The 25,400-nt window shown below is 74.0% G+C and carries 27 protein-coding genes, 1 tRNA gene and 1 pseudogene; 8 read left to right on the top strand and 21 right to left on the bottom strand.

Features of this window, described 5'->3' with window-relative positions:
* Window positions 1-73 precede the first annotated feature (73 nt).
* The 3 genes from ACTMS9_RS04785 (at window position 74) to ACTMS9_RS04775 (ending at window position 3,752) form a co-directional block, all read left to right on the top strand.
* Window positions 74-877 carry an SGNH/GDSL hydrolase family protein gene (locus ACTMS9_RS04785; RefSeq protein WP_280837763.1) on the top strand — a complete coding sequence of 268 codons (804 nt, stop codon included), beginning with the start codon at window positions 74-76 and terminating at the stop codon, window positions 875-877.
* 90 nt (window positions 878-967) lie between these two features.
* Complete coding sequence (locus ACTMS9_RS04780; protein ID WP_441147170.1) at window positions 968-2,230, top strand: acetyl-CoA C-acetyltransferase; 1,263 nt, start codon at window positions 968-970, stop codon at window positions 2,228-2,230.
* A gap of 40 nt (window positions 2,231-2,270) precedes the next feature.
* Window positions 2,271-3,752 carry a CYTH and CHAD domain-containing protein gene (locus tag ACTMS9_RS04775; RefSeq protein ID WP_441164206.1) on the top strand — a complete coding sequence of 494 codons (1,482 nt, stop codon included), beginning with the start codon at window positions 2,271-2,273 and terminating at the stop codon, window positions 3,750-3,752.
* Between the two features lie 4 nt (window positions 3,753-3,756).
* Here the strand turns inward: ACTMS9_RS04775 and ACTMS9_RS04770 are convergent, their stop codons facing one another.
* The 4 genes from ACTMS9_RS04770 to ACTMS9_RS04755 form a co-directional block, all read right to left on the bottom strand.
* Window positions 3,757-4,077, bottom strand: coding sequence for a hypothetical protein (locus tag ACTMS9_RS04770; RefSeq protein ID WP_179803143.1), 321 nt, complete (start codon window positions 4,075-4,077; stop codon window positions 3,757-3,759).
* A 38-nt stretch (window positions 4,078-4,115) separates the two neighbouring features.
* Complete coding sequence (locus tag ACTMS9_RS04765; RefSeq protein ID WP_441164205.1) at window positions 4,116-4,871, bottom strand: Bax inhibitor-1/YccA family protein; 756 nt, start codon at window positions 4,869-4,871, stop codon at window positions 4,116-4,118.
* A 161-nt stretch (window positions 4,872-5,032) separates the two neighbouring features.
* The gene (locus ACTMS9_RS04760) at window positions 5,033-5,854 is read right to left on the bottom strand and encodes a Bax inhibitor-1/YccA family protein (protein ID WP_441147178.1); all 822 of its coding nucleotides are present in this window, start codon (window positions 5,852-5,854) and stop codon (window positions 5,033-5,035) included.
* Window positions 5,855-5,960: 106 nt separating this feature from the next.
* Window positions 5,961-6,041, bottom strand: a tRNA-Leu gene (locus tag ACTMS9_RS04755).
* 101 nt (window positions 6,042-6,142) lie between these two features.
* Between ACTMS9_RS04755 and ACTMS9_RS04750 the strand changes: the two genes are divergently transcribed.
* A complete protein-coding gene (locus ACTMS9_RS04750; protein ID WP_441147180.1) occupies window positions 6,143-7,978 on the top strand; it encodes a hypothetical protein in 1,836 nt (611 codons plus the stop codon).
* Window positions 7,979-8,046: 68 nt separating this feature from the next.
* On the opposite strand, the gene ACTMS9_RS04745 is transcribed toward ACTMS9_RS04750, so the two are convergent.
* The 10 genes and pseudogenes from ACTMS9_RS04745 to ACTMS9_RS04700 all read right to left on the bottom strand — a co-directional run.
* A complete protein-coding gene (locus ACTMS9_RS04745; RefSeq protein ID WP_441147182.1) occupies window positions 8,047-9,381 on the bottom strand; it encodes an NAD(P)/FAD-dependent oxidoreductase in 1,335 nt (444 codons plus the stop codon).
* Window positions 9,382-9,484: 103 nt separating this feature from the next.
* Window positions 9,485-10,045, bottom strand: a complete 561-nt coding sequence (locus tag ACTMS9_RS04740) for a hypothetical protein (RefSeq protein ID WP_441147183.1) — start codon at window positions 10,043-10,045, stop codon at window positions 9,485-9,487.
* A gap of 114 nt (window positions 10,046-10,159) precedes the next feature.
* Window positions 10,160-11,539 carry a DUF58 domain-containing protein gene (locus tag ACTMS9_RS04735; RefSeq protein ID WP_441147621.1) on the bottom strand — a complete coding sequence of 460 codons (1,380 nt, stop codon included), beginning with the start codon at window positions 11,537-11,539 and terminating at the stop codon, window positions 10,160-10,162.
* Window positions 11,536-12,546: an AAA family ATPase gene (locus ACTMS9_RS04730; protein ID WP_280837755.1), complete on the bottom strand. Its 1,011-nt coding sequence runs from the start codon at window positions 12,544-12,546 to the stop codon at window positions 11,536-11,538. Before ACTMS9_RS04730 ends, ACTMS9_RS04735 begins: the two co-directional genes overlap by 4 nt.
* Window positions 12,546-13,133 (bottom strand): hypothetical protein, encoded by a 588-nt coding sequence (locus ACTMS9_RS04725; RefSeq protein ID WP_441147185.1) that lies wholly within the window; start codon window positions 13,131-13,133, stop codon window positions 12,546-12,548. Before ACTMS9_RS04725 ends, ACTMS9_RS04730 begins: the two co-directional genes overlap by 1 nt.
* 34 nt (window positions 13,134-13,167) lie before the next feature.
* Complete coding sequence (locus tag ACTMS9_RS04720) at window positions 13,168-13,911, bottom strand: DUF4129 domain-containing protein (RefSeq protein ID WP_280837950.1); 744 nt, start codon at window positions 13,909-13,911, stop codon at window positions 13,168-13,170.
* A 20-nt stretch (window positions 13,912-13,931) separates the two neighbouring features.
* Window positions 13,932-14,645: a uracil-DNA glycosylase gene (locus ACTMS9_RS04715; protein ID WP_210776789.1), complete on the bottom strand. Its 714-nt coding sequence runs from the start codon at window positions 14,643-14,645 to the stop codon at window positions 13,932-13,934.
* 19 nt (window positions 14,646-14,664) lie between these two features.
* Complete coding sequence (locus tag ACTMS9_RS04710; protein ID WP_441147187.1) at window positions 14,665-15,351, bottom strand: dienelactone hydrolase family protein; 687 nt, start codon at window positions 15,349-15,351, stop codon at window positions 14,665-14,667.
* A gap of 305 nt (window positions 15,352-15,656) precedes the next feature.
* Window positions 15,657-15,983 carry a zinc ribbon domain-containing protein gene (locus tag ACTMS9_RS04705; protein WP_441147623.1) on the bottom strand — a complete coding sequence of 109 codons (327 nt, stop codon included), beginning with the start codon at window positions 15,981-15,983 and terminating at the stop codon, window positions 15,657-15,659.
* A 139-nt stretch (window positions 15,984-16,122) separates the two neighbouring features.
* Window positions 16,123-16,806, bottom strand: a pseudogene (locus ACTMS9_RS04700) (RNA-guided endonuclease InsQ/TnpB family protein); the annotation flags it as partial.
* Window positions 16,807-16,836: 30 nt separating this feature from the next.
* Here ACTMS9_RS04700 and ACTMS9_RS04695 point away from each other — a divergent pair.
* Window positions 16,837-17,031, top strand: a complete 195-nt coding sequence (locus ACTMS9_RS04695; protein ID WP_441164204.1) for a transposase — start codon at window positions 16,837-16,839, stop codon at window positions 17,029-17,031.
* Window positions 17,032-17,172: 141 nt separating this feature from the next.
* On the opposite strand, the gene ACTMS9_RS04690 is transcribed toward ACTMS9_RS04695, so the two are convergent.
* Together ACTMS9_RS04690 and ACTMS9_RS04685 are read right to left on the bottom strand one after the other, a co-directional pair.
* Complete coding sequence (locus ACTMS9_RS04690) at window positions 17,173-18,216, bottom strand: HAAS signaling domain-containing protein (protein ID WP_441164203.1); 1,044 nt, start codon at window positions 18,214-18,216, stop codon at window positions 17,173-17,175.
* A complete protein-coding gene (locus tag ACTMS9_RS04685) occupies window positions 18,213-18,545 on the bottom strand; it encodes a PadR family transcriptional regulator (RefSeq protein WP_441147193.1) in 333 nt (110 codons plus the stop codon). The genes ACTMS9_RS04690 and ACTMS9_RS04685 overlap by 4 nt, the downstream gene beginning before the upstream one ends.
* Window positions 18,546-18,666: 121 nt before the next feature.
* On the opposite strand from ACTMS9_RS04685, the gene ACTMS9_RS04680 reads away from it, so the two are divergent.
* A complete protein-coding gene (locus tag ACTMS9_RS04680; RefSeq protein ID WP_441164202.1) occupies window positions 18,667-19,338 on the top strand; it encodes a hypothetical protein in 672 nt (223 codons plus the stop codon).
* 1 nt (window position 19,339) lies between these two features.
* On the opposite strand, the gene ACTMS9_RS04675 is transcribed toward ACTMS9_RS04680, so the two are convergent.
* The 5 genes from ACTMS9_RS04675 to eno all read right to left on the bottom strand — a co-directional run bounded on the left by ACTMS9_RS04675 (window position 19,340) and on the right by eno (window position 23,510).
* Window positions 19,340-20,287 (bottom strand): Ppx/GppA phosphatase family protein, encoded by a 948-nt coding sequence (locus ACTMS9_RS04675; RefSeq protein ID WP_441164436.1) that lies wholly within the window; start codon window positions 20,285-20,287, stop codon window positions 19,340-19,342.
* Between the two features lie 182 nt (window positions 20,288-20,469).
* Window positions 20,470-20,982 (bottom strand): amino-acid N-acetyltransferase, encoded by a 513-nt coding sequence (locus ACTMS9_RS04670; RefSeq protein ID WP_154939489.1) that lies wholly within the window; start codon window positions 20,980-20,982, stop codon window positions 20,470-20,472.
* 1 nt (window position 20,983) lies between these two features.
* Window positions 20,984-21,538, bottom strand: a complete 555-nt coding sequence (locus ACTMS9_RS04665; RefSeq protein ID WP_441147197.1) for a DUF501 domain-containing protein — start codon at window positions 21,536-21,538, stop codon at window positions 20,984-20,986.
* 34 nt (window positions 21,539-21,572) lie between these two features.
* On the bottom strand, window positions 21,573-22,196 hold the full coding sequence (locus ACTMS9_RS04660; protein WP_441147199.1) for an FtsB family cell division protein: 624 nt from the start codon (window positions 22,194-22,196) through the stop codon (window positions 21,573-21,575).
* A gap of 30 nt (window positions 22,197-22,226) precedes the next feature.
* Complete coding sequence (eno, locus tag ACTMS9_RS04655; protein ID WP_441147201.1) at window positions 22,227-23,510, bottom strand: phosphopyruvate hydratase; 1,284 nt, start codon at window positions 23,508-23,510, stop codon at window positions 22,227-22,229.
* Window positions 23,511-23,743: 233 nt separating this feature from the next.
* On the opposite strand from eno, the gene ACTMS9_RS04650 reads away from it, so the two are divergent.
* Together ACTMS9_RS04650 and nudC are read left to right on the top strand one after the other, a co-directional pair.
* Window positions 23,744-24,436, top strand: a complete 693-nt coding sequence (locus ACTMS9_RS04650) for a hypothetical protein (RefSeq protein WP_441164201.1) — start codon at window positions 23,744-23,746, stop codon at window positions 24,434-24,436.
* Window positions 24,437-24,540: 104 nt separating this feature from the next.
* Window positions 24,541-25,395, top strand: coding sequence for an NAD(+) diphosphatase (nudC, locus tag ACTMS9_RS04645; protein ID WP_441164200.1), 855 nt, complete (start codon window positions 24,541-24,543; stop codon window positions 25,393-25,395).
* Window positions 25,396-25,400 lie beyond the last annotated feature (5 nt).

Here is a 25,400-nt window from a genome sequence, read left to right as displayed (position 1 = left end):
CGGCGGAGCCCCGTGCCGACCGCCGCCAGGAGCGCGCCTGCCGGCGCGACGTCCCGCACGGGGAGGTGTCGTCATGACCGAACGCGGCATCGGTGCGGAGCTGGCGCTCCGGCTCGGCAAGGCGGCGGCCTTCTCCCTGGTGGCGGGCACCATCGGCGGCGCCGCGGTGCTCGCCGGGCAGGCCGTCGCCGCCCGCAACCGCAGCTACGCCCAGCCGGAGCTGGGCCTGGCGCTGCGCGCCACGGTCGGCCGGGCCGGCGCGCCGCCGCTGCGGCTGGTGCTGCTGGGTGACTCCTCGGCGCTCGGCGTGGGGGTCGAACGCTTCGACGAGACCGTTGGCGGGCAACTGGCCCACCTGCTGGCCGAGGGGCCGACGGGGCGGCAGGTGCACCTGTCCAGCGTGGGGGTCTCCGGCTCCCGCTCCACCGACCTGGCCACCCAGGTGGCCCGGGCGCTGCTCGGCGAGCGCCCCGACGTGGCGGTGATCCTGATCGGCGCCAACGACGCCACCGCGATGCGCCGGCCGGGCGAGGCCGCGGCGTACCTCGGCGCGGCGGTGCGCCGGCTGCGCGACGCGCGGGTGGAGGTGGTGGTCGGCACCTGTCCGGACCTGGGCGCGGTCCGCGCCGTCGCGCAGCCGCTGCGGCAGGTGCTCGGCTGGTCGGGGCGGCGGACCGCCCGGGCGCAGACGACGGCCGTGCTCGACGCCGGCGGCAGCGTGGTCGACCTGGGCGCCGAGACCGGGCCGGTGTTCCGCGCCGACGCCGGGACCTTCTGCCCCGACGGCTTCCACCCCTCCGCCGACGGTTACCGGGTCTGGGCGCACGCCCTGCTGCCGGCGGTGGCCGCCGCGGCCACCAGCGCCTCCCGCCACTGAGCGGGCGGCGGGCGGGCGGGAGCCCAGGGTGACATTTCCCGTCGCCCCGGCAGCTTCCGCGCCAAGTTACCGGCGAGTTAACGTTGGCTCATGCCGATTGAGTCGTCCCGCGACGCCGTCATCGTCGCCACCGCCCGCTCCCCCATCGGTCGCGCCTTCAAGGGCTCGCTGCGCGAGGTCCGCCCCGACGACCTCGCCGCGACCATCGTCCAGGCCGCGCTGGACAAGATCCCCGGGCTCGACCCGACCGAGGTCGAGGACCTCTACCTCGGTTGCGGCCTGCCCGGCGGCGAGCAGGGCTTCAACATGGCCCGGGTGGTCGCCACGCTGATGGGCCTGGACGGCCTGCCCGGCGCCACCCTCACCCGCTACTGCGCCTCGTCCCTGCAGACCACCCGGATGGCGATGCACGCGATCCGCGCCGGTGAGGGCGACGTCTTCATCTCCGCCGGCGTCGAGACGGTCTCCCGGTACGCCCGGGGCAACTCCGACACCCTCCCGCCGGAGGCGCAGGCGCTGGTCGGCGGCGGCTGGGAGAACCCCCGCTTCGCCGAGGCGCAGGAGCGCTCCAAGGCCCGCGCGGCCGGTGGCGCCGAGGTGTGGGCCGACCCGCGCGAGGCCGGCCAGCTCCCCGACATCTACCTGACGATGGGGCAGACCGCCGAGAACCTCGCCCAGGTGTACGACGTCACCCGCGAGGACATGGACGCCTTCGGCGTCCGCAGCCAGAACCTCGCCGAGAAGGCGATCGCCGACGGCTTCTGGGCCCGCGAGATCACCCCGGTCACCACGCCGGACGGCACCGTGGTCAGCACCGACGACGGCCCGCGCGCCGGGGTCACCCTGGAGGCCGTCGCCGGGCTCAAGCCGGTCTTCCGCCCCGACGGCCGGATCACCGCCGGCAACTGCTGCCCGCTCAACGACGGCGCCGCAGCGGTCGTGGTGATGAGCGCCCAGCGCGCGAAGGACCTCGGACTCACCCCGCTGGCCCGGATCGTCTCCACCGGCGTGACCGCCCTGTCGCCGGAGATCATGGGCCTCGGCCCGGTCGAGGCGTCCCGCCAGGCCCTCAAGCGGGCCGGCATGACCGTCGACGACGTCGACCTGGTCGAGATCAACGAGGCGTTCGCCGCGCAGGTGATCCCCTCCTACCGGCAGCTCGGCATCCCGGAGGAGAAGGTCAACGTGATGGGCGGCGCGATCGCCGTCGGCCACCCGTTCGGCATGACCGGCGCCCGGATCACCGGCACGCTGCTCAACTCGCTGGAGTGGCACGACAAGACCATCGGCCTGGAGACCATGTGCGTCGGTGGCGGCCAGGGCATGGCGATGGTGCTGGAGCGGCTCAGCTGATTCCCGGTTCGCCGGTCGTGCGCGCGGGTATCGGATCCGCATGGCGAGGGTGGTGGAGCGGGAACGCAAGTACTCCGCCGACGAGGGCTTCCGGCTACCGGACCTGACGGGGTGCGGTGGCGTCGCGACGATGTCGGACGCCACCGCCTTCGACCTGGACGCGGTCTACCTGGACACCCCGGACCTGCGGCTGGCGCGCAGCGGCTTCGCGTTGCGCCGGCGGACCGGCGGTCACGACGCCGGCTGGCACCTGAAGGTCGGCGCGGCCGGGGGCGCCCGGACCGAGTACCAGTTCCCGGCCGCCGCGGACGACCTCGACCCGCCGGCGGAGCTGGTCGGGCTGTTCCGGGCCGCCTCCCGCGGGCAGGCGGTCCAGCCGGCGGCCCGGATCACCACCCACCGGGTGGAACGACGGCTGCTGGACGCAGCGGGCCGGGTGCTGGCGGAGGTCGCCGAGGACACCGTCGACGGGCGGGACCTGGTCACCGGCGAGCGGCAGGCGTGGCGGGAGATCGAGGTCGAGCTGGTCGACGGCGACGACCGGCTGCTCGACGCGGTGCAGTCGCGGCTGCGCGAGGCGGGCGCCCGCCCGGTTCCCGTCTCCAAGTCCCACCGGGCCCTCGCCGGCCGGCTCGCCGCCGCCACCGACGCGGACCCGGCGGACCCGGTCGCCCACTACGCCCTCAGCCAGCGCGACGTGCTGATCCCGAACCATCCCGGGGCCCGGCACGGTGACGAGGACGCGGTGCACGACATGCGGGTCGCCGTCCGGCGACTGCGGGCCACGCTGCGCACCTTCCGCGGCCGCTGGGACCGTCCGCGCAGCGAGGCCCTGCGCGCCGAGCTCCGCTGGCTGGGCGGCCAGCTCGGGCCGGTCCGCGACGCGCAGGTGATGGCCGCCCGGCTCACCGACGCCGTCCGTGCCGAGCCCGCCGACCTGGTCCTCGGCCCGGTCGCGGCGCGCATCTCGGAGCGGTTCGCCGCCGACCTCGCCACCGCCCTCGACGAGCTGGTCCGGACGCTGGACTCCGACCGCTACACCGAGCTGCTGGCCGGACTGGACCGGCTGTTGGAGGCACCGCCCGCCCGGGCCGTCGACGCGCGGTGGGTCGCCCGCCGGGTCCGCCGGGCGGTGACCCGCGCCGACGACCGGCTGGACCGGGCTCTCGACGGGCAACGGACGCAGGAGGCGGACGTCGCGCTGCACGAGGCGCGCAAGGCGTACAAGGCCGCCCGGTACGCCGTCGAGGTGCGCGAGCCGGACGCGGGGCGGCGCGCCGCCGCCCTGGTGGAACGGCTCAAGGACCTCCAGGACCTGCTCGGCACGCACCACGACTCGGTGGTCACCCGGGAGGTGCTGCGACGCCAGGCGCTGCGCGCGTATGCCGACGGGGAGAACACCTTCACCTACGGGCTGCTGCACGCCCGGCAGGCCACGGCGGCCGATCGGGACCTGCGGGCGATCCCCGCCGCCCGGGACCGGGCCCGCCGGCGGAAGGTGCGCCGCTGGCTGAAGAAGTGAGGCGTCAGAGCGCCGAGCGGGTCGCCGCCACCTCGGCGGCGGCCCGGGCCAGCGTCGCGTCGGGCGCCCCGGCCGCGACCAGGTCGGCCGCCACCACCCGGAGCTGGTCGACCAGCGCCAGGTCGTTGTCCAACCGGGGTACGTTCCGACGCGGCTCTCCCTCGGCGTCCGCGCCGAGGTTGGCCAGCTCCTGCACCAGCCGGTGCACCAGGTCGGCACGGGACACGTTGCCCCCCTCGGCGATCGCCGCCCACCGCGGCTGCTGCCAGTGCCCCACCTGACGGACCAGCAGCTCCACCGCCCGGTCCAACTCCGCTGCGCTCATCGCCGCCGAGTCTACGGCGGGCCCCGCCCCGCGCCCGCTCAGCGGCGCAGGTAGCTCAGCAGCCGCAGGATCTGCCAGTAGAGGAAGATCAGCCCGGCCAGCAGCCCGAACGCGCAGAGCCAGGCGTACCGGCGGGGCAGGCCGGTGCGGACCGACCGCTCCACCTGGTCGAAGTCGAGGATGAAGCTGAGCGCCCCGGCGATGATCGCCACCGCCGAGAAGACGTACGGCAGCCAGCCGACCTGGCCGGAGATGCTGTAGATCTCCACGCCCTGCCGGCCGGTGAACAGCCGGAAGACCAGGTTGACCAGGCTGACCGCGAGCAGCCCGATCAGCGTGCCGATCACCAGGCGGGCGAGCCGGGGTGTGGCCCGGACCAGCCGGGCCCGGTAGAGCACCGCCATCCCGAGGAACACCCCGAAGGTGCCCACCACCGCCTGCGCGACGATGCCCGGGTAGACCAGCTCGAACGCCCGGCTGGCCACCCCGAGCAGCACCCCCTGGAGCAGGGCGTACCCGATGATCGGGACCGGGTGGGTGATGCCGCGCAGCGAGATCACCAGGAGCAGCGCGATGCCGGCCAGGGCGGTGCCGGCCAGCGCCGCCGGGACCCACACCGCCTGCGGCACGACCACCCAGGCCACCGCCGCGGTGGCGCCGGTGAGCAGCAGCAGCCCGACGGTACGGACCACCACGTCGTCGACGGTCACCGCCTCCGCGCCACCCGCACCGGGCAGCCGGTGCTCCCGGCTGCTGTCGTCCAGCCGGTCCAGGACCGGGTTGGCGCTGCGCACCCGCCACCTCCTCGCCGGGGATACCCCTGGTGTCACTCTCCCCCGGACGGGCCGGCGGCGGCGGGGAAACGGCCGGGCCGAGGTGGGGCCGCGACGGGCCCCACAGACGACGGCGCCCGCCGCCGCGGGTCGCGGTGGCGGGCGCCGAGGGGCTGCGACGGTCAGTCGTCGCCCTGGAAGTAGCTGATCAGGCGGAGCAGCTCCAGGTAGAGCCAGACCAGGCTGACCACGATGCCGAACGCGGCCGTCCAGGAGTAGCGCTGGGGCAGCCCCATCCGGACGCCGTCCTCGACCTCCTTGAAGCTGAGCACGAAGCTCAGCGACGCGACCACGATGCAGACCAGGCTGAAGCCGATGGCCAACGGGCTGCCATCGCGCAGGCCGGTGTTGAAGTCGAAGAAGACCGCCAGCACGAAGTTGATCAGCATGACGGCGAAGAGGCCGGCCATCACGGCGATCATGCCCTTGACGAACTTCGGGGTCGCCCGGATGACCTTCGCCTTGTAGAGCATGGCCATCACGAAGAAGACACCGAAGGTGGCCACCACGGCCTGGAGCACGATGCCCTCGAAGGCGGTCTCGTACGCCTTGCTGACCAGGCCGACGAAGGCACCCTCGACGACGGCGTACGCGACGACCAGCGCCGGGTTCGCCATCCGGGAGAACGAGATGATCAGGCCGAGCACCAGGCCGACCATCGCGGCGCCAATCCACGCCGGGCCGAGGAGCGCGTCCGGGACCAGCACCCAGGCGGCCGCGGCGGAGACGCCGAGGATGCCCAGGAGCGCGACGGTCTTGACGACCACGTCGTCGATGGTCATGGTGCCGGCGGCGGGGGCCACCGGGTAACCGGGCTGGCCCGGGTACTGCTGGGGAATACCGGGCTGGCCGTGGCCGTACTGCCCGGGCGGGGCGTACCCGGCGGAACGCTCCCGCTCGGCCGCCTGGCCGAGCCGGGCCAGCACCGGGTTCGAGGTCTTCACTTCTCAGGCCTCCCTCAGGGGGTCGTCGCACGCACGACGTGCTCTACAAGAGTAAACGCATCCAGCGACCTGCGCGCCCGTGCGCGGGCTGAGGGAAAGCTGAGGGTGCCCGGGGCGGGGGTCGAACCCGCACGCCTTTCGGCAGCCGCTTTTAAGGCGGCCGTGTCTGCCGTTCCACCACCCGGGCGGGCGGCACCGCCGCGCCGACACGCGCGGTGCAGTGTCACCGTAACCGTTCACCGGCGACCCGGCGTACCCCGTCACGGGTGCCGCACTAGGGTCGAGCCCGTGACCAGCGCAGCCCGTACGGCGTCCGACGCCGACCCCGACCTGGCTGTCGGCCTCGCCGAGCCGGCCACGCCCGGCTCCCGCGCCACCCGCTGGCGGGCGTCCGTCGCCCGGCACCGCACCGGCCTGCTCGTCGGCCTCGCGTTCGCGCTGCTCGCCGGCTGGCTCACCCAGGGCCTCTGGCCGGACCCGACCGGCCGGGTGCTGGCGCTCAACCCGGAGGACCAGACCCTCTACGAGTGGTTCCTGGCGGTCGACTCGCGGGCCGTGCTCGGCGACTTCGGCCTGCTCACCGACCGGCTCAACAGCCCGGACGGGGTGAACCTGATGACCAACACCACGGTCATCGCGCTCGGCGTGCTCCTCGCCCCGGTCACTCTGCTCTTCGGCGCGCCGGTCACCTTCGCCCTGCTGGCCGGGGTGAACCTGGCCGGCACCGCCGTCGCCTGGTACCTGCTCTACACCCGTACGCTGCGCGCCCACCGGCTCGCCGCGGCGCTCGGCGCCGGGCTGTGCGGCTTCGGCCCGGGCATGGTGTCCCAGTCCAACAGCCACCTGCACATGACCGCCCAGTGGCTGGTGCCGGTGATCGTCTGGCTGGTCGTGCGGATGCTCCGCGCGGCCGACCCCGGCCCGGCGTCGCTGGACGGGCCGGACCGCCGGCGGCTGGTCACCTCGGCGCTGGGCCTGGCCGCCGCGGTCACCGCACAGGTCTTCATCGGCGAGGAGGTGCTCTTCCTCACCGCGGTCACCCTGCTGGTGATGGCGGTGGCGTACGCGATGACCGACCGCGAGCTGCTGCGCCGGGCGCTGCCCGGCTTCGCCGGCGGCCTGATGCTCGCCGCCGGGCTGTCCCTGCTCGTCCTCGGCTACCCGCTGTGGTTCCAGTTCGCCGGGCCGCAGGGCGTGGCCGACGGCATGTTCAGCCCGCACTACTTCTCGGCCGACCTGCGCAGCTGGTGGACCATCTCTCCGCTGTCGGTGGTCGGCAGCGACTCGTCGTCCCGGCTGACCACCGGCCCGGCCGAGTACAACACCTTCCTCGGCCTGCCGTTGCTGCTGGTCGCCGCCGGCTGCGCGCTCTGGCTGGGGCGCCGGCCGGTGGTGGTCGCGTGCGTCGCCGGCGCGCTGGCGATGGGCGCGCTGTCGCTCGGCCCCGAGGTGGTGCACGACGGCACCCGCACCGCGGTGCCCGGGCCGTACGCGCTGCTCGCCGGCCTGCCGGTGATCGACGGCGCGCTGCCGATGCGGTTCGGGCTGACCCTGCTGCCGCTGGCCGCGACGCTGCTGGTGCTCGCGGTGGACCGCGCGCTGCGGCGGCCCGGCCGGGGCCGGCGGCTGGTCCCCGCCGCGGTGGGGGCGGCCCTGCTCACCGTCTTCCCCGCTCCCCTGCCGACGACCGACCGCCCGGCGCTGCCCGAGTTCATCACCGGCGGCCACTGGCGCGAGTGCGTACGCCCCGGCGGGGTGCTGGTGCCGGTGCCGGCCGCCACCCCCAAGGAGCCCTGGCCGATGCGCTGGGCGGCGGCGGCCGACGGGGCGTTCGGCATCCCGGAGGGCTTCTTCATCGGCCCGTACGGCCGGGACGGGACCGCCGCGATGGGCACCTACAAGCAGCCCACCTCGGCGCTGCTGGCCGACGTGGCCCGGCGGGGCGACGAGCCGGTGATCGGCGACGAGCAGCGCCGGCAGGCCCGGGCGGACGCCGACTTCTGGGGCGCCTCCTGCGTGGCGGTCACCGACGACGCCCCGCACGCGGAGAGCCTGCGCCGCACCCTGGTGCAGCTCTACGGCCCGGGCACCCGGATCGCCGACGCCTGGACCTGGCGGGTCTGACCTGGCCCCCCGATACGACGACGAAGGCCCCCTCCCGTGCCGGGCGGGGGCCTTCGTCGTGAACGGGATCAGACCGGGCGGCCGGCGCCGACCGGCTGGGACGCCTCGGCGAACTCCTCGCGCGGGTCGTGCAGCTGGCCGAGGGCGACCACCTCACGCTTGAGGAAGAACGCCAGCGACCAGTCGACCACGACCCGGACCTTGCGGTTGAACGACGGGATCCGGCTCATGTGGTACGTCCGGTGCATGAACCAGGCCGGCCAGCCGGTCATCTTCACGCCGTACACCTGGGCCACGCCCTTGTGCAGACCGAGGCTGGCCACGCTGCCCGCGTGCTTGTGCTTGTAGTTGACCGGCTCGCGACCGCGGATCACGTTCGCGATGTTGTCGGCCATCCGGGCCGCCTGACGCACCGCGTGCTGGGCGCTCGGCGAGCAGTAGTTGCCCGGCTCCTTGGTCAGGTCCGGCACGGCGGCGCAGTCGCCGGCGCTCCAGGCGCCCTCGACCACCCGGTCGCCGTCGACGATCTGCAGCGTCGGCAGGCAGGTGACCCGCTTGCGCTCGTCACGCGGGAAGTCGGTCGCGTCCAGCATCGGCGACGGCTTCACGCCAGCCGTCCACACGATGGTGTCGGAGCGGAAAGTGTCGCCGTCGGAGAGCTTCACCACGCCGTCGACGCAGGACTCCAGCCGGGTGTCCAGGCGGATGTCCATGTTGCGCTTGAGCAGCTGCTGGACGGTGTAGGCGCCCATGTCCCGATCGACCTCGGGCAGCACCCGCTGGGTCGCCTCGACCAGCACCCAGCGCATGTCCTCGGGCTTGAGCTCCGGGTAGTACCGCAGCGCGTCCCGGGCCATGTCCTCCATCTCGGCGAGCGCCTCGATGCCGGCGTAACCACCGCCGACGAAGGTGAAGGTCAGCGCCGAGCGACGGACTGCCGGGTCCGGCGTGGCGGCCGCCACGTCGAGCCGGTCCAGCACGTGGTTGCGCAGGTAGATGGCCTCGCCGATGGTCTTGAACCCGATGCCGTGCTCGTGCAGGCCCGGGATCGGCAGCGTCCGGGAGACCGAGCCGGGGGCCAGCACGACATGGTCGTACTGGATCTCCCGGGTGGGTCCGCTGATCGGCTGCACCACCGCGGTCTTCCGGTCGTGGTCGATCCGCGTCACCGCACCCGCCACGACCTTGCACCGGCGCAACTCCCGCCGCAGCGGCACCACGGAGTGCCGGGGCGAGATGTTGCCGGCCGCCGCCTCCGGGAGGAACGGCTGGTAGGTCATGTGCGGCTGCGGGTCGACGACGACGACCTCGGCCTCACGGGAGCTCAGCTTCTTGGACAGGCGCAGAGCGGCGTACAGGCCGACGTGCCCGGCACCCACGACAAGGATCCGCTTCGGATTCACGTCATCTATCTTTCCCCGGGCGGCTCGGGTAATCCCGTCCGAGACCCCCTTCTGTGACGGAGCACAACCCCTGTGACCTGCGCAACGTCCCGGAGCCGTCCCGCTATCCGCGACGCAACAGCCAGCCCAGCAGCCCGCTCAACCCCACCGCCACCAGCAGTCCGGCCACCGTCGCCGCCTGAAAACCGGCACCCCCGCCGATCTCGCCCAGCCAGGCCAGGATCACCCCGACCACGGCCGTGGCGAGGATCACCACGCCGGCCCGGCTCAGCCAGCGCAGCACCAGATCCGGGTCGATCACGGCGTCGTAGGGCAGCACCGCGGCGAGCGCGCAGAGGGTGTGCGCCAGGTAGAGGGCGGCGGCCACGGCGAGCAGCCGCCAGAGCGCGATCGGCCGGTCGTACCCGGCGGAGGCGATCACCCAGCCGCCCACGGTGACCAGGGCGGCGAAGGTCGGCCACCCCCGGCGCGGGGCCACCCCCGGCAGCACCGCCACCACCGTGAGGGCGAGCAGCGCCCGCGCGGAGAACATCTCGACCGGGTACGCCAGCAGCAGGCCGACCAGCACGGTGAGGAAGATGCCGGCGCGCACCAGCAGCGGCGCCAGGCTCACCCGGTTCGCCGCCGCCCGCAACGCCCGCACCCGCTCGGTGACCGCGTTCATCTGTGCCAGCTTTCGTTCGCGACTGCGGGACTCCGCTGCGCTGCATTCCTCGCGCTCACCGGTGCTCGCCTTCGTTCGCGACTGCGGGACTCCGCTGCGCTGCGTTCCTCGCGCTCACCGGGCGCCCACCCTTGGGGCGGTGGCCAGCCGGGCCACGTCGCGCAGCACCTGGTCCAGGCTGCCCGCGCCGGCCCAGCGCACCACCGGCACGCCGTGCTCGCGCAGCTGGGCGATCATCGTGTCCCGGTCCAGCCGCCACAGCCGGAACGCCACCGGCGCCCAGCCCCGCTCGCCGGGCGGGGCGAGGTCGGTGGGCAGCGTGTCCACCGCGACCACGAACCGACCGCCCCGCGCCAGCCGGGCCAGCATCTGCGCGGACCGCTCGTCCAGCAGCGGGGTGAGCACCACCACCAGCGCGTCGGCGGAGAGCACCTGCGGCCCGAAGACCTGGTCGTACGGCTCGTGCGGGGAGGCCTCGGCGCGCACGTCGAGCAGCCACTCCAGCACCGTCAGGTACTGCCGGCGGCCGGTGGCCGGGCGCAGCCGGCGGGCCGCCGGCCCGTACTCCAGCATCGCCACCCGGTCACCCCGGTGCAGGTAGTGCTCGGCGATCGCGGCGGCGGCCCGGACGGTGGTGTCCAAGACGGACGCGGTGCCCTTCACCCCGCCCGAGCGGCCCGCCTCGGCGAGCACGTCGAGCAGGACCACCACCTCGGCGTCCCGGTCCGACAGGGTGGCCGCCACGTGCAGCTGACGGGCCCGCAGGGAGACCCGCCAGTCGATGCGGCGCAGCCGGTCGCCGGGCCCGAAGACCCGGACGCCGGCCAGCTCGCCGCCCTCGCCCGGGCGGCGCGAGTGGTGCGCGCCGACCAGCCCGGCCGCCCGGGGCATCGCCTCCACCGCCTCGAACTGCTCGGTTTCCGGGTAGACCCGCATCCGCACCGGGTCGGTGATCACCGCGCGGGAGACGAGCAGCCCGTCGGCGGCGGCGACCCGCGCGCCGGCCGGGCCGATCGGGTGCCGCCCCCAGCGCAGCGCGGTGCCGGACAGCTCCAGGTCGACGGCCCGGCCGGTGGGGATCGAGGTGACGAAGGGGCGGTCCGCGCCGCCGGAGCGGCGCACGTCCACGCCGGCACCGCCGAAGCCGACCCGCTCGACCCGCAGCCACGGCGAGACGCGGGCCCGTACCACCGCCACGTCGTACGCCACGGTGTCCGGGTTGCCGACGCTGACCGTGCCGGCCATCGCGCCGCCCTCGACCAGGTGCGCGTCGTCGGCGAGGATCTCCACCTGCGGCGCGGCGGTGGGCCGGCGGCGCAGCGCGTACGCGGTGCCGAGCGCGAACGGCGCGGCGAGCACGACCAGGTCGACCCGGCCGAGCAGCACGGCGGCGATCAGCAGCACCCCGGTGAGCAGCACCGCCCGGCCCAGCGCCCAGGTGGGCGCCCAGCCCGCCGTCGGCTCCGCCGCTTCGTCGGTGGGCACGGTCGTCAGCGCCCCGGCCGGCCGGCCGCGTAGCTGGGCAGCGCGCCGCTGGCCGGGGCGGGAGTCTGCTCCAGCACCTCACCGACCACGAAGGACGGATCGACCCGCCGCAGCCACATCTCCGGCCGCAGCGTGATCCGGTGCGCGAGCGCCGGGGCGGCCACCTCCTTGACGTCCTCCGGCACCACGTAGTCGCGGCCGGCGAAGACCGCCCGGACGCGGGCCAGCAGCAGCAGCGCCAGCGAGCCGCGCGGGGAGGCGCCGACCAGCACCGACGGGTGCTCGCGGGTGGCCGCGGTCAGGTCGACGATGTACCGGCCGACGGAGTCCTCCACCACCACGTCCTCCAGCGCGGCCTGCATGGCGCGCAGCGTGGCAGCGTCCACCACCGGCTTGATCTCGGCCTCCTCGCGGCGGCGGGCCATCCGCCGGCGCAGCACGTCCCACTCCTCCTCGCGCTGCGGGTAGCCGAACGACACCCGCAGCAGGAACCGGTCGAGCTGCGCCTCGGGCAGCGGGTACGTCCCCTCGTACTCGATCGGGTTGGCGGTGGCGAGCACGTGGAACGGCTCGTCCAGCCGGTAGGTGACGCCCTCGACGGAGACCTGCTTCTCCTGCATCGCCTCCAGCAGCGCCGACTGGGTCTTCGGCGGCGTCCGGTTGATCTCGTCGGCGAGCAGCAGGTTGGTGAAGAGCGGGCCGGCCCGGAAGGAGAAGTCACCGCTGCGCTGGTCGTAGAGGAAGGAGCCGGTGACGTCGGCCGGCAGCAGGTCGGGGGTGAACTGGAGGCGGCGGAAGTCGAGGCCGAGGGCCTGCGCGAACGACCGCGCCGTCAGCGTCTTGCCCAGCCCCGGCAGGTCCTCCAGCAGCACGTGCCCACCGGCCAGGATGCCGGCGAGGACCAGCTCCAGGGACTCCCGCTTGCCGACCACGACCTGACCGACCGCGTCCAGCACCGCCCGGGCCAGGTGGCCTACCTCCGAGGCGGGGATGCTTTTGCGATCCACGTCGTTCATCAGATCTTCTCCAGTTCGGCAACGATCGCCGCGAGGTCGCGCGGCGACGGGGGGCGGCGGGAGGGGGTGTTGAGGAACGTCCACAGCGGCTCCCCGAGCAGGGTGCGGGCGCGGGCCGGGTCGGACTCGCGGGTCAGGCCGTGGCGCTGGCGCAGCCGCTCGTCGGCCAGCTCGCCCAGCCGCGGCAGGATCCGCTCGGTGAACCGCTTACGGTTGCCCGAGGACCAGTCCAGCGGTCGTTCCCACCCGTTGATGGCGGTCCGCAGGGCGTCCCGGGCGCCCCAGTCGTACGAGCCGGGTTCCTCGCCGGCCGGAGCCCGGCCGCCGGCGCGGGGCGGGGGCGGCGGGGCGAGGCCGGCGGTGACCCGGCGGACGGCGAGCACCGCCAGCACGCCGGCCACCACGATCCAGATCGAGACCTGGAGGCCGACCGCGCGCAGGACGGCGAGGACCACCGCGGTGACGGCGGCGGCGACCGCGAGGGTACGCAGCACCGCCCGGCCCCGGCCGCCGCGCTGCCGGCCGGCGCGCGGCGGCGGCTCCTCCTCGAAGGTGAGCAGATCGTCGAGGCCGGTGCGCTCGGTCATGACCGCACCGCCCGGGGCTCGACGGGTCGCGCGTTCACGCCGGCACCTCCTCGGCGGCGGTGGCGAGGGCGGTCAGTTCGCCGCGCAGCCGGCGCAGCGCCGCCCGGGCCTGGTCGCGCATCCGGGCGTCCACGGTGTGGGTGGCGTACCGGGCCTCGCGGTAGACGTGGGCGAAGGAGTCCAGCACGTCGGCGCTGGCGATGGCGGGCACCCCGGCGGCCGGGTCGCCCCGCAGCAGCCGGGTGACCAGGTCGGTCGGGGTGTCCCCGGTACGCCGCGGCACGCCGGCCTCGGTGGCGGCCTCCTCCAGGCGTACCCAGCAGGCGATCACGGCGGTACGCGGGTCGGTGTCGGCGTCGTCCAGCTCGACCAGGCCCGCGTCGAGGGCGGCGACCACCTCGCGGGCGGTGCCCTCGGCGGTACGCCGGGCGCGGGCGGCCGGGACGGCCCGGGTGGTGCGGCGCAGGGCGCCCCGGATCAGCGTCCAGGCCAGGTAGCCGAGGGCGAGCAGGATGGCCAGGCCCAGCAGGACGATCGCCGCGGTCGCGATCCACTGCGGGATGTCGGCCTGGGTGCGTTCGGCACCGGCGCGCGGCTCGATCGGGATGGAGGGGGCCGGCGCGGCGGAGGGGTAGTCCGGGACGTACGGGAGTTGCTTGGCGGCGGGCGGGATGCGGCTCGCGCCGATCGAGGAGTGCCCGGCGGCGAGCGCCGCGGCGGCCAGCAGGAGGGTCACCGCGAGGACGGGCCACCACCTGCGCAGCACGCCGAGGTCCATCGCCACCGCCCCACGCAGCCTTAGTCCACCCCGGCGAGTTGCTTCGCCCGGGCGAACACGTCGTCCAGCATCAAGGGTGTCAGCCGTCCCGTGAAGGTGTTCTGCTGGCTGACGTGGTAGCAACCGAGCAGCTCGGGGGCGGCCGTCCCGGACCAGTGTGCCCCATGACCGAAGACCGGTCGCGGGCTGGGCGGGCGGACGCCGTACACGTCGCGCAGCACCGGCCACCACGCTGCCCAGGCGAAGGCGCCCAGCGCGACCACGACGCGCAGGGTGGGCCGGATCAGCCCGACCTCGCGGTGCAGCCACGGCGCGCAGGTGTCCCGCTCGGCCGGGGTGGGCTTGTTGTCCGGCGGCGCGCACCGCACCGCGGCGAAGATCCGGGTGTCCCGCAGCGTGAGCCCGTCGTCGGCGGCCACGCTGGTCGGCTGGTTGGCCAGGCCGGCGCGGTGCAGGGCGGCGAAGAGCACGTCGCCCGACCGGTCGCCGGTGAAGATCCGACCGGTGCGGTTGCCGCCGTGCGCGGCCGGGGCCAGCCCGAGGATGCCGATCCGGGCGTCCGGCGTGCCGAAGCCGGGCACCGGGCGACCCCAGTAGTGCTGCTCGCGGAAGGCCGCCCGCTTCGTCCGGGCGACCTCCTCCCGCCAGGAGACCAGGCGCGGGCAGGCGAAGCAGTTGCTGACCGCGCCGTCGAGGTCGGCCAGGTCGGTCGCCCGCGCGGCGCGGGCGACCACCTCCACGGGGGTACGGGGCTCAGCCAAGCTTGGCCCGGAAGAGTTCCAGGGTGCGCGCCCAGGCGGTGGCGGCGGCCCGCTGGTCGAAGTTCTCCGGCCGGTCCTCGTTGAAGAACGCGTGCGCGGTGCCCGGGTAGTCGTAGGTCTGGCAGGTGCCGCCGGCCGTCTCGATGGCCCGGCGGACGGTCTGTACGCCGTCCGCGGCGGAGAGACCGTCCGCTTCGGAGCAGTGGATGACCGCCGCCTTGCCGGCGTAGTCGCTCCACTCGGAGCGCATCGCCTCCCACGGCAGCCGCGGGTAGAAGGCGGCGGTGGCGACGATCCGCTCGGACCGGCTGGCCGCCCAGAGGGCCAGGCTGGCTCCCGCGCAGAAACCCGCGCAGCCGACCTTGCCGGTGACCTCGGGACGACCGGCCAGGTAGTCCGCCGCGACGGCGATGTCCGCCGCCGCCTCGTCCATCTGCGCGCTGTTCAGCATCTGCCGGGGCTCACTCGGCTTGCTGGCCGGCTGACCGTGCCGGAAGTCCGGGGCGAGGGCGACGAAGCCCGCCTCGGCGAAGCGGTCCGCGACCGACCGGATGTGGGGCACCAGACCCCACCAGTCCTGGATGACGATGACCGCGGGGCTGGCCGCACCGCCGGAGGGTATCGCGAGATACCCCTCGCTCGTCCCACCGTTGCTGGCGTAGCTCACCATCTCGCCCATCGGCCGTCCTCCTAGCGGTCAGTCATCGTTGGCTGGTCGCCCAGTGGTCCTACGTGCCGGTAGCCTGCCACGCCGTGAGCGCGCCGGGAAGACGCGAGAACAGTGGCATATACCTCCCGTTCACCGCATGGTGAACCGGCGTACGACGACGGCGGCGCGGGGGCTTCCCGCGCCGCCGTCCGACGGTCGTGCCGAGGCCGATCCGGCCCTCGTGGTCCCGGCCGGTCAGGCCTTCCTGGTCAGGCAAAGCAGGTAGCCCTTGCCGCCCGGGGCGATGTTGTAGAAGACTTGACGATCTCTCCGCCCTAAGGGACGGAGGTTCCCTCCACGCTGCGCGTGGACCGCGCAGCGTCGGGGCGGATTCCTGCTTCTCGGCGCGGTGCCGGCAGGGGTGCCGGTCTTACCTGCGCTCCACAGGCGTTTAGGCTCTCGGCGCGTCCCGCCGCGAGTATGTTTCTGGCCGCGTTGACGTCCCGGTCGTGGACGGCCCCGCACGGGCAGGTCCACGACCGGACGGACAGCGGCTTGGGTCCGTCGATCCGGCTGCACGTCGAGCATGTCTGCGACGTGGGCAGGAACCGGTTGGTCTTTGCGAACGTCCGCCCGCGCCGGGCGGCCTTGTACTCCAACATCTGCACGAACTGCGCCCAGCCCGCGTCGTGCACCGATGTGGCCAGCCGGGTCCGGCCGAGACCGACGACGCACAGGTCCCTCGACGTACACCGCTTGGTTGTCGCGGATGATCCGTGTCGAGAGCTGGTGCTGCCAGTCCCGCCGGGTGTCGGCCACCCGAGCGTGCGCGCGGGCGACCTTGACGACGGCCTTCCTGCGGTTGTTGCTGCCCCGCTGCTTTCGGGACAGATCCCGCTGCAGCCGGCGCAGTTTGCGGGCCGCCCGACGCAAGAACTTCGGGGCGGCGACCTTCTTGCCGTTGGACAGGACCGCGAAGTGCGTCAACCCGAGGTCGATGCCCACCTCGGCGTCGACCGGAGGCAGCGGGTCGTCGGCGGCGACCACAACGAACGAGGCGAAGTACCGACCAGCCGCGTCCCGGATGACCGTGACCGAGGTTGGTGCGGCCGGCAGATGCCGGGACCAACGCACCGCAAGGTCGCCGATCTTCGGCAACCTGAGCCGGCCGTTGTCGAGCACCTTGAACCGGGCGTTCGCGGTGAACCGGATCGCCTGCCGGTTGTCCTTGCGGGACCGGAACCTCGGCGGGGCGACCTTGCGGCCCTGGCGCTTGCCACTGATCGAGGTGAAGAAGTTCCGGTACGCGACGTTAAGGTCCGCGAGGGCCTGCTGGAGTACCACCGCCGACACCTCGCCCAGCCACGCCCGCTCAGGCGTCTGCTTGGCCTGGGTGATGACCCGCTTCGACAGGTCACCATCCGACAGGTACGCCTCGCCTGCCTCACGCGCCTGCTGGCGTGCTTCAGCGGCGAGGGCGAGCACGTACACCTGCTGGTCAACTTTCCGCCCGAGGTGGCCCTGTCAAAGCTGGTCAACAGCCTTAAGGGCATGTCCTCACGGCGGATGCGACACGAGTTCCCCGACCTGGTCCGCCACTACTACCGAGCCAACAAGCTGTGGTCAGCCTCGGACTTCGCCGGCTCCCCCGGCGGCGCACCCCTGACCGTCCTGCGCCAGTACATCGAGCAGCAACAACGTCCCGGTTAGAGCACGCTCGGGCCTGAAGGCCCACCCGCGCGGGCCTTCCCCCTAAACGGCGGAGCACTGGCCCGCATCTTGGTAGCCACCAAGATCGAGATGCGCTGTCCCGTTCCCCTCATCCGTTCAGCTATTTCCCAGGATCGATCCTCAGCTCGTCGGGACGGGCGCCGGAGCGGTCGGCCCGGCCGGCGCGGTCACCGTCGGGCCCGGTGCGCCCCCGGTCGGCGCCGGTGCGCTGACGGTCGGCGTCGGTGCGGCACCGGTCGGCGTCGCGGTGGCCGAAGGTGCGGCGGACGTCGGGGCGGTGCCCGGCGGGACCGGCACCTGGGCCGGCGGGCGGGGCCGGAACGGCGCCTGCTCCGGGCAGTACGGGTAGCCGCGCTGCACCGGGTTGACGTCGGGCAGGGCCGGGTCGGCGCAGGAGGGCCAGCCGAGCCGGATCGGGGTGCCGTTCTGGTCGAAGAGCCGGGCGTTCTCCACCAGCCGCCCCTCGCTGTCGTAGACGTAGACGTCCTGCACCTCGTCGTACGGGTTGCGCACCGAGATCGGGTCGTAGCCGTAGTCGCCGTGCCAGCGGGCCCGCTCGTCCACCTGCACCAGGGCGGCCAGGGCGAACACGATGAGCACCAGGGTGCCGGCGCGCAGCAGGAGGCGCGGCCAGCGGCGCAGTTCGCCGGCCCGGCGGCCCAGCCAGATCGAGGCCAGCACGCAGCCGACCAGCAGCACCAGCCCGGCCATCGCGCTGCTGCCCACCCGAGGTACCACGGCCAGCGGCGCGCCGGTCATCGCGCCCAGCAGCGACGCCGTCAGGTAGCCGCGCAGCACCCACCATGCCGGACGGAGCAGGCGGAGGAACTCGCTCGCCGAGGCGTACCCGAGCGGGGGGCCGAGCCGGGTGTCCAGGCCGGAGAGCCGGCCGCGGACCCGGCCCGCGACGGCGCCGAATCGCTGCTCCAGGCCGAGTCGGCCGGCGGACCGCTCGCCCGCGCCGGCCGCGGCACGCAGCTCGGCCGCGTACGCCTCCGGCTCGCCCAGCCGCTCGACCAGCGAGCCGCCGTCCTCGGCGGCGACCTCGGCGAGATGCTCCGGCAGGTCCTCGGTCAGTTCCTCGCGGACCGCCGGCGGCAGGTCGGCCAGCGCGGCCCGCACCCGTTCCACGTAGTCCGTGATCTCCTGCCCAGTGACGGTCATGCCGCCATCCCCCGATCGTCGAGCAGCGTGTCCATGGTGGTGGCGAACGAGCGCCAGGTCTTGCCGGAGCGGGTGAGCTGGTCCCGGCCGGCGGCGTTCAGCGCGTAGTACTTGCGGTGCGGCCCGGACTCGCTGGGCACCACGTACGTGGTGAGCAGGCCGGCACCGAAGAGCCGGCGCAGCGTGCCGTAGACCGAGGCGTCGCCGACCTCGTCGAGACCGGCCTCGCGGAGCCGGCGCAGGATGTCGTAACCGTAGCCGTCCTCGTCCTTGAGCACGGCGAGCACGGCGAGATCGAGCACACCCTTCAGGAGCTGTGTGGTATCCACGGATTCGAGAGTAGTGCGGATTGCGTAGTACCGTCAACGCCCTCGCCGCGGTTCAATCCGTCGAATTAAGTTTCGCTTAGCTGGCCTGCTGATCCACGAGCAAGATCGGTACCTTGCCCGGATGCGACACATCCGAACCGTGATCACCGCAGCCGTCGTGGGTCCGCTGGCCTGGATCCTGTTCGCCCTCGGCCAGGATCGATCAGCACAGGCGTTCGCCAATGCACAGGATGGCGGCGCGCTGGACAGCAGTGATTTCGTGCGACCCGCCCTGGTGCTGGCGGCTGCCGGGATCCTGCTCGGGCTCATCGCCACGCTCCGGATCTCCCCGCTGGGCGCGGCGTTGACCGGGCTGGTCTACTCGGCCAGTTACCTGGGCCTACTGATCCGCCCGGCCGCGCTGATGAGCCTGCTCGACCACAAACTGACCTTGAACGGCCGCCAGGTCGACCTGGCGGCCCCGGTACGGACCGGGACGACACTGCTGGTGGGCTCGCTGTTGCTCGTCGGGGTCGTGAGCATCCGCCGCTGGCAGCGCTGGCCGCAGCCCGCCGCCGACGCACCCGCCGCGCTGGTACCGGACGAGATCATCCCGCCCGCAGCGGGACGGGACCGCCCACTCGGCGTGGACGGTCTCGGCCTGGGCACGCCACACCCGACGCCGGAGCCGGAACTGGTGGGGACCGGCGGTGCGGACCGGCCCGATCGTTCGGACCGGGCCGGCTCGCTGGCGGGCGGCTCCGGGGACGGGCGCGGGCAGTGGTCGGACTGGAGGCGCCAGCCGACGCGGTGAACTACTGACGCTGGTCCTGCGGGGCGAGGCTCCAGGCGATGCCGTCGAGGATGTCGTGTTCGGAGGCGACCACTGACGGCATGCCGGCCCGCTCCATGATCACGCGGAGCACCAGCGCGCCCGCGCCGATCACGTCGGCCCGCCCGGGGTGCATGACCGGGACGGCCAGCCGCTCGTCGCGGGTCTTCGCCAGCAGGTCGGCGGTCACGTCGGCCACCCGGTCGTACGACACCCGGGCGTGGTGGATGCGCTCCGGGTCGTACTCGGTGAGGCCCTGGGCGATGGCGACGACGGTGGTGACCGACCCGGCGAGGCCGACCAGCGTGGCGGCCTGGCGGCCGGGGACGGCCTCGAGCGCGCGGTCCACCGCGACGGTGATGTCGGCCTGCGCGGCGGCGATCTCGTCCAGCGTGGGCGGGTCGCCGTGCAGGTGCCGCTCGGTCATCCGGACGCAGCCGATGTCCATCGAGATCGCCGCCTGCACCCCGCCCTCGCGGGTGCCGACGACGAACTCCGTCGAGCCGCCGCCGATGTCGACCACCAGGTACGGCGGCTCCGCGTCGGCGGGCAGCCCCCGGACCGCGCCGGTGAAGGAGAGCCGGGCCTCCTCGTCGCCGGTGACCACCTCGGGCGCGACACCGAGGGTCTGCTCGACCATGGCCCGGAAGTCCCCGGCGTTGGCGGCGTCCCGGGAGGCGGAGGTGGCGCACATCCGCACCCGCTCCGCGCCCAGCTTCTCGATCTCGGCGGCGTAGTCGGCCAGCGCCACCCGGGTCCGCTCGATCGCCTCCGGGGCGAGCCGCCCCGTCCGGTCGACGCCCTGGCCGAGCCGGACGATCTCCATCCGGCGGGTCAGGTCGAGCAGCGGCGCCTGCGCCCCGGCGGACGGGTCGGGCAGGTCGGCGACCAGCAGGCGGATGGAGTTGGTCCCACAGTCGATGGCGGCCACACGCGTCGTCACGGCAGCAACCCTACGGCAGCCCCGCGGTCCCGACCTGTCGGTCGCCGTCGGCGGCATCACCTCGTCGAGGGTGATACCTGAGAGTCATCTTGATGCCTCTGAGGTATCACCCTCGACGGCGTGGCCGCATCCGGAGGGCGTGGCCCGGCAGCACGCCGAGGGCGCACCGACTACAGCCGCAGCAGCATCCGGGTGTTGCCGAGTGTGTTCGGCTTGACCCGCTCCAGGTCCAGGAACTCCGCGACACCCTCGTCGTACGAGCGCAGCAGCTGCTCGTAGACCGGCTGCGGCACCGGCGCGCCGTCGATCTCGGTGAAGCCGAACGCGCCGAAGAACCGGGTCTCGAAGGTGAGCACGAAGATCCGCGCGACGCCCAGCTCCCGGGCGGCGTCGATCAGCTCGCCCACGATCCGGTGACCGATCTTCCGGCCCCGGCACACCGGGTCCACCGCCACCGTCCGGATCTCGGCCAGGTCCTCCCACATCACGTGCAGCGCGCCGCAGCCGACCACGGTGCCGTCGCCGGTCACCGCGACCCGGAACTCCTGCACGTCCTCGTAGAGGGTGACGGTGGCCTTGCTCAACAGCCGCCGGTCGTCGGTGTACGTGTCGACCAGCCGCCGGATGCCCCGCACGTCACCGGTGCGCGCCCGGCGTACGACGATCTCGTCGGCGGCGCTCATCTCACTCCGCCGGCACGTCCACGCACGGCCCGGCCGCCCACCACTTCTCCACCAGCTCAAGCGTCTCGTCGCCGAACGGGTTGACCCCCGGCCCGGCGCCGAGCGCGTGCCCCAGGTGCACGTGCAGGCACTTCACCCGGCCCGGCATCCCACCGGCGGAGATGCCGGCGATCTCCGGCACCTGGCCGATCGCCTCCCGCCGGGCGAGGTAGTCCTCGTGCGCCGCGCGGTAGCGGGCGGCCAGCTCCGGGTCCTCGGCGAGCCGGTCGGCCATCTCCTTCATCAGCCCGGCCGACTCCAGCCGGCTGCACGCCGCCGTCGCGCGGGGGCAGGTCAGGTAGAACAGCGTCGGGAAGGGCGTGCCGTCGGCCAGCCGCGGCGTCGTCTCCACCACGTCGGGCAGCCCGCACGGGCACCGGTGGGCCACCGCCCGGGTGCCGCGCGGCGGGCGTCCGAGCTGCGCGGCCACCGCGGCCAGGTCGGCCTCGGTGGCCGGTTCCCGCTGCGGCAGGGGTACGGAGTCCGCCGCCGGCTCCTGCGGTGGTACGACAGTCACGGTGCCCATCTCTCGTTCGGTGCTCGGGTGGTGCTCACTTCTCGGGGCGCTCGCCGTTCGCCGCCCGCACGCTGGACCAGAGCGTGTCGTACCAGGGGTCGGGGGTCTTCGGCGGGACCGGTGGCTTGCCGGCGTTGGCGTCCCGGGCCGCGCCCTCCGGGTCGTTCAGCACGATCACCGGCGTCTCGCCCGGCCGGACCATGTAGAACCGTTCCCTGGCCTTGATCTCGATGTACGCCGGGTCCTGCCACTTCGCCGCCTCGGCCGACAGCTTCGAGATCTCCTGCCGCTGGGCGGCCTGCGAGCGTTCCAACCGCTCGATGTCCACCTGCTGGTCGAGGTAGACCCGGACCGGATAGGTGTAGGCCAGGGCGAGCGCGATCAGCACCGCGAAGAGCACGGTGGCCCGCCCGGTGAAGCGTCGGGGGTGGGGTGCGGTGAGCCGCTTGATGGTGCCGCCGGCCGCCGTACGACGGGCGGCGGCGGGACGGCTCGCGGAGCGTACGCCCTCGGCGCCCCGCGCCCGGCCGGCGGCCGCCCGCGGCTCGGCGCGGACCCCGCCGTCGCGCACGGTCGGCCGGGCGCCACGGGCCCCGCCCGGCCGACCGGTCGGTCGACGGGCGGGGCGCTGACCGCCCGGTGTGCGGCGCTGCTGCATCGTCACACCCCTCCCCCGAGGCTCAGCGGGTCAGGCCGAACGGTAACGCGGGAACGCGCCCGCGCCGGCGTACCGCGCCGCGTCGGCCAACTCCTCCTCGATCCGCAGGAGCTGGTTGTACTTGGCCACCCGGTCGGAGCGGGCCGGGGCGCCGGTCTTGATCTGGCCGCAGCCGGTGGCGACGGCCAGGTCGGCGATGGTGGTGTCCTCGGTCTCGCCGGAGCGGTGGCTCATCATGCACTTGAAGCCGGCCCGGTGGGCCAGGTCCACCGCGTCCAGGGTCTCGGTCAGCGAACCGATCTGGTTGACCTTGACCAGCACCGCGTTGGCGGCGCTCTCGGCGATGCCCCGGGCGATGCGCTGCGGGTTGGTCACGAAGAGGTCGTCGCCGACGATCTGGATCCGGTCGCCGATCGCCGCGGTCAGGGTCGCCCAGCCGCTCCAGTCGTCCTCGGACAGCGGGTCCTCGATGGAGACGATCGGGTAGTCGCCGATGAGCTTGGTGTAGTAGTTGCTCATCTCCTCGGCGGACTTCGCGCTGCCCTCGAAGGTGTAGGTGCCGTTGTCGAAGAATTCGGTGGCGGCCACGTCGAGCGCGAAGACGATGTCGGTGCCGAGCCGGTAGCCGGCCTTCTCCACCGCCTCGGCGATCAGGTCCAGCGCGGCGGCGTTGGTCGGCAGGTTCGGGGCGAAGCCGCCCTCGTCGCCGAGGCCGGTGGAGAGGTCCTTCTTCTTCAGCACCGACTTCAGCGCGTGGTAGACCTCGGTGCCGGAGCGCAGTGCCTCGCGGAAGCTGGGCGCGCCGATCGGCGCGATCATGAACTCCTGGATGTCGACGTTGGAGTCGGCGTGCGCCCCACCGTTGAGGATGTTCATCATCGGCACCGGCAGCAGGTGCGCGTTCGGGCCGCCCAGGTAGCGGAAGAGGCTCAGCTCGGCGCTGCCGGCGGCGGCCTTCGCCACCGCCAGGGAGACGCCCAGGATGGCGTTGGCGCCCAGCTCGGCCTTGTTGTCCGTGCCGTCGAGGTCGAGCATCTTCTGGTCGATCAGCCGCTGCTCGCTCGCCTCGTAGCCGATGAGCTGGTCGACGATCTTGTCCTCGATGTTGGCGACCGCGTTCTCGACGCCCTTGCCCTGGTAGCGGTCGGAGTCACCGTCGCGCAGCTCGATCGCCTCGAAGGCGCCGGTGGAGGCGCCGGAGGGCACCGCGGCGCGGGCGATCGTGCCGTCGTCGAGCCCGACCTCGACCTCGACCGTCGGGTTGCCCCGCGAGTCGAGAATCTCCCGGGCGACGATTCCCTCGATGGTTGCCACTGAGTCGCTCCTCGTTCGTGTGTGCGAATCCGGTATGGGCCGCGACGGTGCGGCTGGGGCAGGTGTTGAACGCAGCGTATCGGGCGACGGCCGGCCGCACGTCGTCGCCCGCCGTTCGTCCCGCGCCCCGGATGCCCACCGGCGTGCGGGGTGAGACGGACATTCCCGGATTCTCGGGCCTCAACCGGCAACGGGTTTGCGTCGGGTGGACCCGATCGACCACGCTGGTCGCCATGCCCGCCGTATCGACCACCCTCCGCGTGCTGGCCGTGTCGGTCGCCGCGTCGCTCACGGTGACCGGATGCCAGACCCTGGACGACGCCGGCCGGGCGCTGGGCCGGGCCGACCTGGTCAACGACCTGGCCGCCCGGTTGGACGGCGCACTGACCGGCACCTGGGCCGCGGACTACCGGTTCGCCGGCGGGCGGACGGCCTCGATCGCGCAGACGCAGGAGCCGTTGCGCTCCGCCTACACCTGGCCGGACGGCAAGATCACGGTGACCCAGGATGCGGTCACCCGGTGCGAGAACGCCGGCGGCCGGACCGCCTGCACCGTGCTGCCGCCGGAGCTGACCGCCGGCAAGCCGTCGGTGGTCGTCTACACCGAGGCGGACAAGCGGGGACTGGTCACCCCGCCGGCCGTGATGGCGCTGCTCACCGAGGCCGCCCTCGACCCGGACGCCCAGGTCACCCAGAGCGACACCACCGTGGCCGGCCACCACGCCACCTGCGTCGACGTGCGGCGCTCGGCCGGCGACTTCACCACCTGCGTCACCACCGAGGGGCTGCTGGGCAGCTTCACCGGCACCCTCGACGGCACGTCGACCGAGGTGGCGCTGACCCGCTACACCGAGACGGTCGACCCGGCCGCCTTCGACGTGCCGTCTGGCGCGGGCGTGGTGGACCACCGACCGGCCACCTCGTGACCGCGCCGCCCCCCGGCCTTCCCGCCGAACGGGCGTCCACGGCCGGAGCGCCCGCCCAGACCGCTGACCCGACCGCCCCCGGGGCGTCCGCAGCCGGGGAACCGGTGCCACCCGCCGCGTCGGCGACGCCCGTTCGCGGCGGGTTCCTCTCCGGGGCGGACCGCGCCGCCCCGCCCTCGCCGGGCGACCTGGCCCTGCCGGTCTCCGGTCGCCGGGTGCTCACCCGCGCCGAGGGGCGGTTCGCCCGAGTCGGCGAGCTGCCCGCCGACACCGACTGGATACCGGTCGGCACGCTGGACGGCGTACCGGTGTGGGCGGTCGACAGCGCCGAGGCCGCGGAGTCGTGGGGGCGCTGGCGGAGCTGGCGGTCGCTCGCCGCCGAGCTGCCGGAGCCGTTCGCCACGGCGGCCGGGCGGGCGCTGGCGGTGGTCACCTGGCGGCGTACCCACCGGTGGTGTGGGGCGTGCCGGGCCGAACTGGCCGACGTGCCCGGCGAGACGGCCCGGCGGTGCCCCGGCTGCGACCTGTACGTGCCGATGCGGCTCTCCGCCGCCGTGCTCACCGCGATCACCCGCCCCGGCCCGGCCGGCGGCCCCGACGAACTGCTGCTGGTGCGGCACGCGTACGGGCCGACGGAGCTGTGGGCGCTGGTCGCCGGGTTCGTCGAGGCCGGCGAGACGCTGGAGGCGGCGGTACGCCGGGAGGTCGGCGAGGAGGTCGGGCTGACCGTCGACCGGCTGGCCTACTTCGGCAGCCAGCCGTGGGCGATGTCCGGGCCGGGGACGCTGCTGACCGGATTCACCGCCACCGTTGCCGACCCGTCCGCCGAGCCGATGGTGGACGGGCGGGAACTGACCGAGGCGCGCTGGTTCCCGGTGGACGCGCTGCCGGCGGAGCTGCCGCCGGCGTACTCCATCTCGCGCTGGCTGATCGACGCGGCGGCCGGCCTACCGGGCTGAGCCCG

Origin of the sequence: Micromonospora sp. L31, assembly GCF_052068075.1 — a bacterium.
GTDB classification, from domain to species: domain Bacteria; phylum Actinomycetota; class Actinomycetes; order Mycobacteriales; family Micromonosporaceae; genus Micromonospora; species Micromonospora purpureochromogenes.
The sequence above is the reverse complement of the archived record's forward strand: the minus strand, read 5'-3'. Positions and strand labels throughout refer to the sequence as shown.

Excerpts from the sequence above, each read along its gene's own strand:
- ACTMS9_RS04785 (WP_280837763.1), top strand. The coding sequence starts at position 74 with ATGACCGAACGCGGCATCGGTGCGGAGCTGGCGCTCCGGCTCGGCAAG.
- ACTMS9_RS04780 (WP_441147170.1), top strand. The coding sequence starts at position 968 with ATGCCGATTGAGTCGTCCCGCGACGCCGTCATCGTCGCCACCGCCCGC.
- ACTMS9_RS04775 (WP_441164206.1), top strand. The coding sequence starts at position 2,271 with ATGGCGAGGGTGGTGGAGCGGGAACGCAAGTACTCCGCCGACGAGGGC.
- ACTMS9_RS04770 (WP_179803143.1), bottom strand. The coding sequence starts at position 4,077 with ATGAGCGCAGCGGAGTTGGACCGGGCGGTGGAGCTGCTGGTCCGTCAG.
- ACTMS9_RS04740 (WP_441147183.1), bottom strand. The coding sequence starts at position 10,045 with ATGAACGCGGTCACCGAGCGGGTGCGGGCGTTGCGGGCGGCGGCGAAC.
- ACTMS9_RS04730 (WP_280837755.1), bottom strand. The coding sequence starts at position 12,546 with ATGAACGACGTGGATCGCAAAAGCATCCCCGCCTCGGAGGTAGGCCAC.
- ACTMS9_RS04725 (WP_441147185.1), bottom strand. The coding sequence starts at position 13,133 with ATGACCGAGCGCACCGGCCTCGACGATCTGCTCACCTTCGAGGAGGAG.
- ACTMS9_RS04720 (WP_280837950.1), bottom strand. The coding sequence starts at position 13,911 with ATGGACCTCGGCGTGCTGCGCAGGTGGTGGCCCGTCCTCGCGGTGACC.
- ACTMS9_RS04710 (WP_441147187.1), bottom strand. The coding sequence starts at position 15,351 with ATGGGCGAGATGGTGAGCTACGCCAGCAACGGTGGGACGAGCGAGGGG.
- ACTMS9_RS04705 (WP_441147623.1), bottom strand. The coding sequence starts at position 15,983 with ATGTTGGAGTACAAGGCCGCCCGGCGCGGGCGGACGTTCGCAAAGACC.
- ACTMS9_RS04690 (WP_441164203.1), bottom strand. The coding sequence starts at position 18,216 with ATGACCGTCACTGGGCAGGAGATCACGGACTACGTGGAACGGGTGCGG.
- ACTMS9_RS04680 (WP_441164202.1), top strand. The coding sequence starts at position 18,667 with ATGCGACACATCCGAACCGTGATCACCGCAGCCGTCGTGGGTCCGCTG.
- ACTMS9_RS04670 (WP_154939489.1), bottom strand. The coding sequence starts at position 20,982 with ATGAGCGCCGCCGACGAGATCGTCGTACGCCGGGCGCGCACCGGTGAC.
- ACTMS9_RS04660 (WP_441147199.1), bottom strand. The coding sequence starts at position 22,196 with ATGCAGCAGCGCCGCACACCGGGCGGTCAGCGCCCCGCCCGTCGACCG.
- ACTMS9_RS04650 (WP_441164201.1), top strand. The coding sequence starts at position 23,744 with ATGCCCGCCGTATCGACCACCCTCCGCGTGCTGGCCGTGTCGGTCGCC.